The sequence below is a fragment of the Bradyrhizobium sp. Pha-3 genome, assembly GCF_042258615.1.
GTDB lineage: Bacteria > Pseudomonadota > Alphaproteobacteria > Rhizobiales > Xanthobacteraceae > Bradyrhizobium.
This window is the reverse complement of the sequence record NZ_CP170152.1, coordinates 2,127,005-2,139,644: the sequence shown is the minus strand read 5'-3', so window position 1 is coordinate 2,139,644 and position 12,640 is coordinate 2,127,005. Positions and strand designations below refer to the sequence as shown.

The 12,640-nt window shown below is 61.2% G+C and carries 12 protein-coding genes; 2 read left to right on the top strand and 10 right to left on the bottom strand.

The annotated features are described in order from the left end of the window. Positions 1 to 184: 184 nt before the first annotated feature. From ACE10Z_RS10015 to ACE10Z_RS09980, 8 genes are all read right to left on the bottom strand, one after another. Positions 185 to 973 (bottom strand): 3-hydroxybutyrate dehydrogenase, encoded by a 789-nt coding sequence (locus ACE10Z_RS10015; protein WP_375787774.1) that lies wholly within the window; start codon positions 971 to 973, stop codon positions 185 to 187. A gap of 31 nt (positions 974 to 1,004) precedes the next feature. Further along, positions 1,005 to 1,796, bottom strand: coding sequence for an acetoacetate decarboxylase (locus ACE10Z_RS10010; RefSeq protein WP_375787773.1), 792 nt, complete (start codon positions 1,794 to 1,796; stop codon positions 1,005 to 1,007). A 39-nt stretch (positions 1,797 to 1,835) separates the two neighbouring features. Further along, the gene (locus ACE10Z_RS10005) at positions 1,836 to 2,987 is read right to left on the bottom strand and encodes a DUF3734 domain-containing protein (protein ID WP_375789794.1); all 1,152 of its coding nucleotides are present in this window, start codon (positions 2,985 to 2,987) and stop codon (positions 1,836 to 1,838) included. 434 nt (positions 2,988 to 3,421) lie between these two features. Further along, positions 3,422 to 3,931, bottom strand: coding sequence for a hypothetical protein (locus tag ACE10Z_RS10000; protein ID WP_375787772.1), 510 nt, complete (start codon positions 3,929 to 3,931; stop codon positions 3,422 to 3,424). A gap of 13 nt (positions 3,932 to 3,944) precedes the next feature. Then, entirely contained in the window at positions 3,945 to 7,097 is a 3,153-nt protein-coding gene (locus ACE10Z_RS09995) for an efflux RND transporter permease subunit (RefSeq protein ID WP_375787771.1), read from the bottom strand. Beyond that, the gene (locus tag ACE10Z_RS09990; RefSeq protein ID WP_375787770.1) at positions 7,094 to 8,170 is read right to left on the bottom strand and encodes an efflux RND transporter periplasmic adaptor subunit; all 1,077 of its coding nucleotides are present in this window, start codon (positions 8,168 to 8,170) and stop codon (positions 7,094 to 7,096) included. The genes ACE10Z_RS09995 and ACE10Z_RS09990 overlap by 4 nt, the downstream gene beginning before the upstream one ends. After that, a complete protein-coding gene (locus ACE10Z_RS09985) occupies positions 8,167 to 9,222 on the bottom strand; it encodes an efflux RND transporter periplasmic adaptor subunit (protein WP_375787769.1) in 1,056 nt (351 codons plus the stop codon). The genes ACE10Z_RS09990 and ACE10Z_RS09985 overlap by 4 nt, the downstream gene beginning before the upstream one ends. Positions 9,223 to 9,293: 71 nt before the next feature. Continuing rightward, a complete protein-coding gene (locus tag ACE10Z_RS09980; protein WP_375787768.1) occupies positions 9,294 to 10,160 on the bottom strand; it encodes a histidine kinase dimerization/phosphoacceptor domain -containing protein in 867 nt (288 codons plus the stop codon). 206 nt (positions 10,161 to 10,366) lie between these two features. Between ACE10Z_RS09980 and ACE10Z_RS09975 the strand changes: the two genes are divergently transcribed. Next, positions 10,367 to 11,029, top strand: a complete 663-nt coding sequence (locus tag ACE10Z_RS09975) for a TetR/AcrR family transcriptional regulator (RefSeq protein ID WP_375789793.1) — start codon at positions 10,367 to 10,369, stop codon at positions 11,027 to 11,029. Between the two features lie 17 nt (positions 11,030 to 11,046). On the opposite strand, the gene ACE10Z_RS09970 is transcribed toward ACE10Z_RS09975, so the two are convergent. Next, complete coding sequence (locus ACE10Z_RS09970) at positions 11,047 to 11,631, bottom strand: TetR/AcrR family transcriptional regulator (RefSeq protein ID WP_375787767.1); 585 nt, start codon at positions 11,629 to 11,631, stop codon at positions 11,047 to 11,049. 80 nt (positions 11,632 to 11,711) lie between these two features. Continuing rightward, positions 11,712 to 12,068, bottom strand: coding sequence for a hypothetical protein (locus ACE10Z_RS09965; RefSeq protein WP_375787766.1), 357 nt, complete (start codon positions 12,066 to 12,068; stop codon positions 11,712 to 11,714). Between the two features lie 86 nt (positions 12,069 to 12,154). Between ACE10Z_RS09965 and ACE10Z_RS09960 the strand changes: the two genes are divergently transcribed. Beyond that, complete coding sequence (locus ACE10Z_RS09960) at positions 12,155 to 12,631, top strand: ABC transporter permease (RefSeq protein ID WP_375787765.1); 477 nt, start codon at positions 12,155 to 12,157, stop codon at positions 12,629 to 12,631. The last annotated feature ends 9 nt before the right edge of the window (positions 12,632 to 12,640 follow it).

Here is a 12,640-nt window from a genome sequence, read left to right as displayed (position 1 = left end):
CAAGCACAGCCAATGACATTCGCAATCAGTCGCTTGTTCATGATCTTCTCTCCAGAGGAATTCGTTGATGTTAGTAGGCAGCAGTCGTAGGTGCTCGGTTGTCTTCTCTTGATCTATCGCAGCGGTTCGTCGGCCGTCTTTTTTCACCGTGCGTTTTGAGAGCCAGGGTGTATTTCGGCGGGCCCTACCCGGCCGTCCAACCGCCGTCGATTGAGAGGTTGGCGCCGGTGATTTGCGCGGCGCCTTCGCCACACAGGAACAGCGCCAGTGAAGCCACCTGCTCGACCGTGACGAACTCCTTCGTCGGCTGGGCCGCGAGCAGGACGTCGTTGATCACCTGATCCCTGCTCATGTTGCGCGCGTTCATCGTGTTCGGGATCTGCTTCTCCACTAGCGGCGTCCAGACGTAGCCGGGGCTGATGCAGTTGCAGGTGATCTTCGACCGGGCGAGTTCCAGCGCCACCGTCTTGGTGAGTCCCACGATGCCATGCTTCGCCGTGACGTAGGCCGACTTGAAGGGCGACGCGACCTGCGAATGCGCCGAGGCCGTGGTGATGATACGACCCCAGCCCCGTTGCTTCATGCCAGGAGTAACGGCACGGATCGCATGAAATGCGGAAGAGAGGTTGATTGCGATGACTGCGTCCCACTTTTCGACCGGAAAATCCTCGATCGGGGAGACATGCTGGATGCCCGCATTGTTGACGAGCACGTCCACGCTGCCAAACGTCCTCTCGGCAAACGAGATCATGTTGGCGATTTCCACTGGCTCGGCCATATTCGCGGGCGAATAGATGGCCTTCACCTCGAAGTCGTTCTCGATTGCAATTCGCGTTTTTTCGACATCGGCCGGTGCCCCAATCCCGTTGAGCACGATGTTGGCGCCAGCACCCGCGAATGCCCGCGCATACGCGAGACCGATGCCGCTCGTCGAGCCGGTCACAACGGCCGTCTTGCCCTTCAGAATACTCAATTCACTCTCCTTCTGTTGTATGCCTTCATGTTCAGCCGACCAGACTCATCTCGCGGGCTTCGAGGAGACGTCGGCTTGGCTGTTGCAGGTAGTCGTGAACGACCTTGCCCAGCCCCAGGGTTAGGTCTGCGCGAATGTGAACCGCGGACACGATCTCGAGAACCGGCAACTCGGCCACGGGAGCCAGGGCGTGAGGCGTCAAGGCGAGAGCCGCGGGTCCGGTCCACGCCCCTTTCAAGACAAGTTGCTCGAGGTGATATTCGACAAGCTCGCAGATCCGCGGACTGCCGTCGACGTGCGGAATGATCTTGAGAAGGAAGTTCGGCTCCTCGAGAGCGGCCTTGACTTGCGCCAGGTCGGCTTCGCGGTGCTTGTATCCCATCGTGCCGGTTGCCACCCGCAACGGACCGTAATCCAGGGCGCCAATCAGCGTATCGACCTCGGTCCGCAAGGTTGGCTGGCCGAGTTTCTTTGGAAAGCCCCAGAGCTCCCGGCCACCGGCGATCGGTCCCTCATCGTTCAGGAACATGCAGTGGGTGTAGCCGCCCTTGCGACCGCGGAACGACACCGGGATGACTTGGCCGCTCTCGGTGTAGTCGCCAAAACCATTGGAATCCGGCATGCGGATGAACTCGTATTTGACCAGCGCTTCGCGTTCATCAAATTCGAGCGGAGCCGGAACGACCGATCGCAGCTTCGCCGGATCGGTGCGATATGTGATGATCAGGTATTCGCGGTTGACGAAGCGATACGGTCCCGGCGGATAGGCCGGATTGGTGAGCGGCATCGCAAATGCCCGCCTCACCACTTCATTCTCGTGCATTCAATTTCTCCTGTGACTGGGAATAACCGGCTGGCTGGCCTATTCGCGACCGTCCTGCTCAAGATCGAAGGTGGAGACGCCGTCCGCACTGGTCGGGCGGGCCAGCACCTCGGGATGACGAAGGGTGCGCAATGCATCGTGATACCCGGCGCGCCAATGATCCTGCATCGAGAGGCGGGAAAACTCGTAGTCCTTGGAGTGGCCTTCGTAGTCCCGCGCGCGATAGATCAGGTGGACGAGGCTGTGCACGTTGTGAGAGGCGGCCGTCCTGAGCAACCTGACGTCCTCCTTCTCGCGCAGGTTCTCGGGCAGCTTGCTCAACAGCGCCGCCAAATCTCGCTGCAACCGGTGCAGGCTCTTGAATTGGTCTGTGCTCGCGCGCGTGCGGCTCGAGTATTGAATCTCCTTTTGACGCGTAACGACGTCAGCCATATTGCGCGGATTCTGGCCGCGCGCGCTCCAGAGATCGACCTGAAACACGAGCGTGTCCTGACGGTCGCCACACTCGATCACATATTGCAGCGGTGTGTTCGAGACCAAGCCGCCATCCCAATAATGTTCACCATCGATTTCGACCGCCGGAAAGCCCGGCGGCAGCGCCCCGCTAGCGAGGATGTGCTCGGGCCGAATCGTATGCGTGGCAGTGTCGAAATAGACCAGATTGCCGGTCCGCACATTGACGGCTCCTGCGCTGAACCGCGTCATGCCGGCGTTGATGCGATCGAAATCGACGAGGCGCTCCAGTGTCGTCTTCAGCGCGCTAGTGTCGTAGATGCTCGTGGCGGCAAGCGTTCCACCCGCTTGTAGCCATGGCGCTAGTGGCCGCGCAGAAAAGAATCCGCTTGCGCCAAACATCGCCGCAAAGCTCGCATTCACCTGATTGAGAAAATTGCGGGTGTGATCGCTATTCATCAGATCGGTGAACGGAGCGTCCAGCGTCACCTGCGTCCAAAACTCGCGAAGCCGGTCAACGCGGGAATTGGGCGGATTGCCCGCGATGATTGCAGCGTTGATCGCGCCAATCGAAATGCCGGCAATCCAGTCCGGATGGATGTTGGCTTCCGCCAGAGCCTCGTAGACGCCTCCCTGGTAAGCGCCCAGAGCGCCGCCGCCCTGCAATAGCAACGCGATGCAATCGAATGGCAGACGCCGGTCCGCGGTCGTGAGATCTGGTCGAGGCTGAAAGTTCATGATTTTCGTACTCTTGGTTTGCGGTTGCTCAGGCCCGCGTTCTGTCCGGATCGCGGTCGTGGCGAGCTTCATCCAGCTTAATAAAATATACCGTATAGTTTATTAAAGTTCCGGTCAAGCGAACTCGTTCACAAGCTCGTGCTGCAACTGATTGAGTCCCACGTTCGCCCGACGCTGTTGGTGGCCCGACCAACTCGACATGCTGAAGCAACGCCAAGGTCCGCGCGACGTCGCGCAACTGCGGTTAACGAGCCGGTCTCCGTCACGGGCACCAGCGAATCCAAGGCGCTTACAATATCCACCGCAGCGTTCGCAGGTGAGGTCGGTCCGCCGCTAAAGTGCGCTGAGATTTGGATGAATCGTCATCGCGCTTTAGGTCTTTGTTTGAGCATGACATTTCGGAAAGCCGCGTCATACTTTTTCTGGATCATGCTCTAGTTGCAAATCAGAACGCGTCGTTGGCGACTGTAGGCGTAATAGCAGTCGCTATCGGAATAATTGCCATCGTTAGCGCTGCCATAGGCATAACCGGCATAGGCTCCTGCGGCGTAGGCTGCACCATAACCGTATCGCCGCCCGCCATAGCCATGGCTGAAGCGACCGGAATGGCTGTAGCCGACCGATGCGGAGCGAGCCTCGACCGAGCGTGCAACCGCAGGTCCGTCACGACCGCCGGCACGGACGCCGCCAGGCCCCCTTAGATCGCCGCGAGGACCGCCGGCGCCCAGCCGGGGAGCCGGACCGCCGAAGCCGGCATGGGGCACACCGCCAGGCCCCATGGGAGGCGGACCTGCGAATGCGGGACCGCCGGCAGCGATCGGCGGAGGGCCGCCCGGCCCCATTGGAGGCGGACCGGGGAATTGCGCAAACACCGCAGTTGGCACCAATGAAATCGTTGCGAGCATTACGCTGACGGACAGCGGCAAGAGTGTCTTCCTGGACATGATAGCCTCCGTTTCAGATTTGCGTTTCAAGGACCGGCACCGGCGCGGCCGGCGCAAGAGTCGGGTTCGACGAATGAGTCTCGTACGCAGGCTCAACCGTCTCAGACATTGGCCGGCCATCGTCTTGGACAGGGTGGATCCGGAACCACGCCACGTAGAGCGCCGGCAGAAAGAGCAGCGTCAGCAGCGTGCCGACGATGATGCCCCCCATCATCGCGTAGGCCATCGGACCCCAGAAAATCTCGCGCGCGATTGGAATCAGCGCGAGACTTGCGGCGGCCGCCGTCAGCAGGATCGGACGCATGCGATGCTCGGTCGCTTCCACAACGGCATCCCAGGCCGGACGCCCTTGCTTCCTTAGATCCTCGATCTGCACGATCAGGATCACCGAGTTTCGGACCAGGATGCCGATCAGCGCCAGCACACCCAGGATGGCAACGAAGCCGAGAGGTGCGCCGCTCGGCAACAGGGCCATGACGACGCCGATCACGGCGAGCGGTGCGACCGCGAACACCAGGAACAGGCGGTGGAAGCTCTGCAACTGAACCATCAGGACGGTAGCCATGACAAACAGCATGAGCGGAACGACGGCCACGATCGGCGACTGGCTCTTGGCGCTTTCCTCCACGGAGCCGCCGATCGCCACCGAATAGCCCGCCGGCAGTGCTTTGCTGAACTCCGCCACCCTTGGTGCCAACTGATCCATGATTGTCTTCGGCTGGACGTTGGTGACGATGCCAGCCTTCAGCGTGATCGTGGGAATGCGCGCGCGACGCCAGATGGTCGGCTGCTCGATCTCATAGCGCAGGTTGGCCACGGCCCCGAGCGGCACCGACTGCCCACCCTGCCCGGTCAACTGCAGATCTCGGAGCGTATCGATCGAGCCGCGATCGACCGCGGTCGCGCGTCCAGTGACATTGACAAGATAGATGCTGTCGCGAACCTGTGTGATCGGCGAGCCATCGAGCACCGAGTTCACGGCCGTGGCGATGTCTTCCGACGTCACGCCGAGTTGGCGCGCCTTGTCCTGGAGAACGTCGACCTTGACGACGCGCCCGGGTTCCATCCAGTCGAACACGACGTGGCCGAGATCGGGGTTGCTCCGGACGATGCCAGCGAGCTGCTGCGAGAGGTCTCTCACCTTTGCGATGTCGGGTCCGCTCACGCGGTATTGCACGGGACGTCCCACGGGGGGGCCGACCTCGAGCAACTTGACGTAGGTATCGGTCCCGGGGAACGTTTTCCTCAGATAGGTCTCGAACTGCGCCTTGATGCGGTCGCGGGCCTTGATACCGCCCTTGGTCACGACCACCATTTCGCCGAACCATGTATTCGCGGTCTGCACGTCGAATGAGAGCACGAAGCGCGGGGCGCCAGTACCGACGTAAGACGACCAATGCTCCACGGAGCCATTGCCCTGCAGCTGTTCGCGCTCGAAGCGCGCCATCTGCGCATTGGTGTCGGCGATCGAAGCGTTTTGCGGCAGATTCCAGTCGATCACGAGCTCGTCACGGTCCGACGAGGGGAAGAACTGCTGCTGCACGAATGTCATGCCGAACAAGGCGACAAAGAAGGCTGCAACCGTCACGCCGACCGTGATCCTGCGGTGATGCATGCAGACGAGCAGCAGCCGGGAGAACATCTGCGCCAGCCGGCCCTTCGCCTCATGATGGCCCTTCATCTTTGCCGGCAGGATGGTGACGCCGAGCAGCGGGGTGAACAGCACCGCCACGACCCACGACACGATCAGGGAGACCGCAATCACCACGAACAGGGTGAAGGTGAACTCGCCGGCATTGCTGCTGTTCAGCCCGATCGGGATGAAGCCCGCGACGGTGACCAGCGTGCCCGTCAGCATGGGAAAGGCGGTCGACGTATAGACGTGGGTTGCCGCCTTTTCCAGGGGATCGCCGACTTCCAGCCGAGCCACCATCATTTCGACGGCGATCATGGCGTCATCGACCAGCAGGCCGAGCGCGATGATCAAAGCGCCAAGCGAAATTCTCTGCAATGAAATGCCGGTATAGTTCATCACCACGAAGGTAATGGCGAGAACCAGCGGGATCGCGATTGCGACGACGAGCCCGGCGCGCATGCCCAGGCTGAGAAAGCTGATGGCGAGAACAATAACCACGGCCTCAAACAGCGCTTCGGTGAAGCCTGACACCGCATGCTCGACGACGACCGGCTGATTGGCGACCAGATGAACGCCGACGCCGATCGGCAGGTCGGCAATGACCTTCGTCATTTGCTCCTTCAGCGCCTCGCCGAAGTGAAGCAGGTTTGCGCCGGACTTCATGCCGATGGCAAGCCCGATGGCAGGCTGGCCGTTGTACCTGAACAAGGTCTTGGCCGGATCGGCATAACCGCGCGTGATGGTGGCGACGTCAGTCAGCGGAAAGAAGCGGTCGTTGATACGCAGATTGACCGCGTTCAGGCTTGCCTCCGACGTGAAACGGCCGTTCACCCGCACGCTGATCCGCTCTGCCCCCTCCTGAAACACCCCGGACGGCGCGACCGCGTTTTGTGCCTGCAGGGAGGCCATGATCGAGCGGACGTCGAGGCCAAGGGCCGCGATCTTCCGGGTGGAGAATTCGAGATAGATCACTTCGTCCTGGGCGCCCAGAATATCGACCTTGCCCACATCCGGCACGGTCAAGACCTTGGCGCGGATACCCTCGACCTCGTCGCGCAGCTGACGCTGGGTCAAGCCATCGCTGGTGAAGGCATAGATGTTACCGAACACGTCGCCGAAGCGATCGTTGAAGCCCGGTCCGATCACTCCTTGCGGAAAATCCCCCTTGATGTCCGCGATCATGTTGCGGACCCGGACCCAGGTCGGCTTGACGTCAGCCGCCTTTGTCGTGTCTCGCAGATAAACGAACACGGTGGTCTGGCCCGCGACCGTCACGCTCTTGGTGTAGTCGAGCGATTCCAGCTCCTCGAGCTTCTTTTCGATCCTGTCGGTGACCTGGCGCGTCATCTCTTCAGGCGATGCGCCCGGCCACTGCGCCTGGATCACCATGGTCTTGATGGTGAAGTCGGGATCTTCCTGACGACCCAGCTGAAGGTAGGCAAAGAGGCCTGCCGCCATGAAAGCGATCATGAAGTACCAGACGAGCGAACGATGGTGGAGCGCCCAGTCGGAAAGGTTGAACGACTTCATGGCTTCTGATCCTGTTCGATACGGACGTGTTGTCCTTGCTTGAGGCTATGGATTCCGGCGGTCACGATTCGCGCACCGGGGGTAAGCCCGTCGGTGACGCGGGCACCTGCGGGGTCTACGGTGAGCTCGACTTTCTGCAGCGACACGGAGCTCGCAGGCAGATCGACGACCCAGACGAAATTCGCGCCATCCTTGGCGAGCACCGCTGAGGCGGGGATGTGCAATGTCGGACTTTGCGCTTTGCCGACCTTCGCCGTAACGGTCGTACCCAAGCGGAAGCTTTCAGGGGGTTTGTTCAGGGCGATGCGGACTCGCCGCAGGCGCGTCACGGGGTCTGCCTGCGGGGCGATCTCTCGAACCTTGCCTTCGACCTGAACGGCGGGGAGCAGCTGCAAGCCGACAATGAATGGCAAGCCAATTTCAAGTGGCATCGGGAAATCATCCCCGATATCGACCACCGCCTCCCGGATGTCGGGCTTCGCAACCGTCACGACATTTTGGCCAGGAGAGACCACCTGTCCGACTTCTGCGCTCACCGCAGTGACGACGCCGGCGAAATCGGCCTTGAGCTGGGCATAGCCGCGTTGCTCGATGGCCTTGATCAGGTTTGCCTGTGCGTGCGCCACCGACGCGGCGGCACCGGCCCGCGCCTGCTCGGCATTGTCCAGCGTCTGCTTCGTGGTGGCGTCTGTTGTGATGAGGGTTCGCTGCCGCTCTTCCGTTGCTGTTGTGGTCGAAAGCTGCGCCTCGGCCTTCGTCAGCTCAGCCTTGGCGGAGCGTACCGCAAGCTCGAGAGCCGTGGGATCGATGACACCTACAGTTTGTCCTTCGCTGACGAGGTCGCCAACCGAGACGGGACGCCCGGTCAAACGTCCCAAGACGCGGAACGCGAGATTGGTCTTGTACTGCGGCTCAACAATGCCCACGGCGACCATGCCGTCCGTGCGGCTCGGCTCCAGGACCGTCGACAGCACGGGTCGTACAGGGTCGGGCGCTTTCGCTTCCTGCTGACATCCAGCCAGCACTAGGGCGGAAGCAAATGTGCCGGCTGCAATCATGGCTCGCTTCTTCATGATGGGTCTCCCTCAAATGTCACGGCCTGGCCAACGCTCAGCAGCTTGCCGCCATCGATCACGACGCGCTCGCCTGGCTCGAGGCCGGCCTTGATCAGCACTTCGCGGGCTTCATAACCGCCGATCGTCACCGGCTTGAGCGCAGCCGTTTTTGTCGCCGGATCAACGGTCCAAACCGCGGGCTTCGATCCCGCCGCCGCCAATGCGCTCCAGGGCAATGCGATCTGCTGCCGGGCTTTCGCTTTGACGGTTCCTGCAACAGCGCTTCCCAGCGTCATCGCTGTCGGCGGATCCTGAATGGCAACCTTGACGCGGATGGTCGCGCTCTTCGCGTCAATCGCGGGCGAGACTTCCCTGACGTATCCGCTCGCCGTCACGCGTGTGTCGGAGACAAGCGCCAGCGATACGCGGCTGTCGTCGAGATCACCAAACAAGAGGGATTCGTAGATGTCGAACACGGCATCCCGCTCCCCGTCCTGCGCCAGCGAGAAAACGGGCTGCGCGGCCTGTACGACCTGGCCGACTTCCAGATTGCGCGCAGTGACCACGCCTGCCGCTTCTGCGCGCAGCGCGGTAAATCCAAGGGCGTCTTTCGACGTTCCGAGCTCCGCTTTTGCTGCTTCAAGCGCACCTTCTGCGGTTCGCAATCCTTCCTGCGCCTGATCGTAGACCGTCCGCGTGGTGAAACCGCTCGCGATCAGCGCCTTCTGTCGTTCGAAGGTTACCTTGGCCACGCGCAGCTGGGACTCTGCGGCGAGCACCGCCGCGGTCGCGGCATCAACGTCGGCCTGCTGCTCCGCCGGATCGAGCAGAACCAGGACTTCGCCAGCCTGGACGCGGGCGCCGACATCGACATAGCGCGCAAGCACACGTCCGCTGACGCGGAACGAGAGGTCGGCGCGGAAACGGGCTTGGATTTCGCCGGTGAGGGTGACGGAGGCTTGCCGGTCGCGCGGTTGCACGATCTCCGTGCGCACGATTGCCGCGCGCGTGACGGGAGCGGAGGCATGGTCGTTGCAGCCACTCAGCGCGATTGCGAAGAGCGCGACCACAAGGCAACCAGGCCCCCTCAACTTGCCCTTGCGGGCAGTTCCAACGACTTCAGTTTGGTTCGTGTTGTGTTTCATGACACATCCATGCGGTGGCGGGGTGACAACAACTCGCCCAGCACATCCGCCGCGGGTCTGGCAGAGACCGGCTGGGCTTCGCGAGTCGCAATTGGATCGGGTCGTGGTGCAACGGGGCTGCCCCGATCCCGGGAGCTTGCTTGCGTGCAAAGCGCCGGGCCTTCGGGTGGGTTGACTTTCGACCGGCGGGGCGAGCGTATGATGCGACGCTTTTCGATCGCACAGTTCGCCTGCCGCTCACGCTCTCTCAGCGGAAATGAAAGGACGACGGATGTGAATTCGTCGCCAAAGCCGTGTTCGACCCGGCCGCCGAGACCCTTGGCAAGATCATTACTGATCCGGTGTTCGCGCCCCTCGGCGCCCCGTGCCGACCGCGACCCATTGTCCAGAATGACGCAATTCACCAGCGTGCCGATTCGTGACAGTTTGATCCTGATTTCTCCGGTCCGCGTCTCGAAGCACGCATGCTTCGCGGCGTCAGCTACGAGCCCATGGACGATCAATCCGAGCCGCCGGCATCGATCTGGTTGGAGCGGAAGAGATTCGGTGGCGAGTACCAACCCGATATTCATTCGATCCAGCAGCGAACGGCGCATGGCGCTGCCCATCATGCGGACGTATGTCGCGGCGTCGATCAGCGCCTTGCCTTTGGGTATGGCGAGCGCCTGCTGCACATCGGCATGACCATGCAACAGTTCGACCACGTCGCTTAGGGCGCGCTTGGCCTCCGCCCCCTCAACCCGGACGGCCGCGGCCGAGACCAGGCTGATTGCCGACGCGAGCCCATTATTGATCCGGTGATTCAATTCACGCAGCAGAATGCCCTGCTCCACGATCGGCGAGTCCGGGCTGCACACACTCACTGTGATCTCCTCTGGTTGTCCGGATGATCAGCGGCCGAATGCGCATTTGGCGGCCCGCCGGTCGTCTGGATGAGTCGCCGCAGACCCAAGCAATCAAAGCCGTCCGCAGCGATTTAAACTACACTAAACCGTATATTTTCTTTTTCTTGCATTTTCTTTCCGTGCATGTCAAGCGGGATTTACAAACTCGCAATTAGGAGATCGTGATGGCGAAGAACAAAAGCCCGAAACGCGGCAGACCGTCCAAGGACCTTGCCGGCGACGTCCAGGCGCGGATTCTCGATGCAGCCCAGCAGCTCTTTCTCGAGAAGGGCTTTCGGAGTGCCAGCATCGACGACATCTCCGCGTTGGCCCCTGCGAGCAAACCGACCATCTATGCCCATTTCTCCGACAAGGAGGCGCTGTTCGTGGCTGTGGTGGCCCGGACCATCAGCGGATTGACGGATTTTGAGGGATTCACGCCGGCAGGCCGCACCATCCAGGAAAAGCTCACCAATCTTGGCATCGAGATCGTGGAGAGATTCGTCGAGGACACGTTGGATTTGACTCGTGCGACGATCGCCGAGGCGCGGCGATTTCCCGAACTGAGCCGAAATGTTCACGACGCGGCGCGCGACCGTGCGGCTGGGGCGGTATCGCAGCTCTTGAACGAGGCAACGCAGAAGGTCGCGCGCTCACCCAAGGGACCTTTCAGCGCAAAGCGCAGCGTAGCGACCGCGCAGATGTTCATGGACCTCATTCTGCTTCCGATGCTCATGAGATCGCTGATGGGTGAGGAATTGAAGGACCTCAGAAAAGAGCTGCCGACGTTCCTGCACGAACGGGTCAATTTCTTTCTCGCGGCTTGCGAGGCGGACTGGAGGCCGTGAATCAACCACCTCGCTCGCTATCCTTGGGCCACGGCTTGGGGACTTAAGTCGGCGCCCAGGTCGATCGACTGAACCCAAGGTACGTGATGCAGGGCGCTTGCGCAGAAATCCATCATCTCGTCAAACGTGGGACTAACGGTAGTCGCGATGATACGCGACGGATTGAGATATCCGTCCATTGATTCAAGCAGGCAACATGTCATCGCCATCGGACTACCCGGTCGCAGTTCGCCGCTCGCCTGTCCGCCAGCAATGATCGTGCGCACCAGCCCTCGGATCCGGTCTGCGTAAGACAGCGCGACTGCCCAATTCCCGCGTACCGCCGCGGCGACCAATTCGTGTAGCTTGCGGTCGTTCTCCAGCCGATGTTCGTGCAGCTGCGCGATTGCGCTCAATGCGGCCGTTAGACGTTCCAGAGCCGAGCCGCTCAAGAGAGCCGCAAGCGTTGCGGCCGCTGAGACCTGTTTGAACAAATCCGCCACGACCGCCTCCTCGATCGCCTGCTTTGAAGCAAAGAAGCGGTAGACGTTGGCGGGCGACATCGACGCTCCGCGAGCGATATCGGCGACGGTGGTCTTTTTGAACCCGATTTGGCGGTACAATCGGATCGCTGCTTGTAGGATTCTCTGACGAATGCACGGCGATCCGGGCTGAGGTATGCGTTCCTTCATTGCCTGGGACCTCAGTGAGATGGGATCGAATGCAGTTCGCGTCGGCAGGCTTCTCCGAAGCCACGCAAAGGATCCATTTCCTCCAGAAATTCAGGAAGATCGCCAAATTCCCGGTTAGGTGACAGGTAGGTTTCGATGATCAGGCGACCTGCTCGCTCCGCGGCCTGTACCACTTGATCGCTGGACAGAATCCGCATCCGCCCGATGAGCGCATACAGATTGACCAGTTGCAGAATCTCGGATCGGTCACTGACGAGCGCGTCGGCGTAGACTCGGGAGGCTTCCTCGATGAAGCTTCGATAGAGCCGCTCGCGCTTGGAAATCGACCGGGAATAGTGACGCTCGCGAAGCCTGCGGCGCCGGGTCACCCATCCAGTTATGATCGTGGAGATCGCGCCGAAGGCCGAGCCGCCGAACGCGGCGAAAGCGGGAGCATAAATCGTGTTCAGAAGCGGTGTTCAACCCGATTTTCACTGCCCTGAATGCCATGCCGCGCATTGCGCTGGCGCCGCTGTTCATCATCTGGTTTGGTCTCGGACTCGGATCCAAAGTCGCAGTCGGCTTCAGCCTCACCTTTTTCATCGTGCTGACCTCGACTGTGGCGGGCGGCCGTGGCGTCAATCCGGATCACACCACGCTGGCGCACACGCTAGGCGCAAGCGAAAGCCAGATCTTCCGTAAATTCGTGCTGCCTAGCGCCGTGCCGGTGATCTTCAATGGGCTCAGACTCGGTCTCGTGTTCGCGCTTCTCGGCGTGATCGGCGCGGAGATCTTCGCATCCGAGCATGGCCTTGGTCAGACGTTGTCGGTGCTCGCTGCCAGCTTCAAGACGGATGGCGTGTTTGGCATCATCTTCCTGTTGTCGATGATCGGCGTTGGCATCAGCTGGGGTATGACCTCGCTGGAAAACCGCCTGCTCAGGTGGCGATAAGAAGGATGA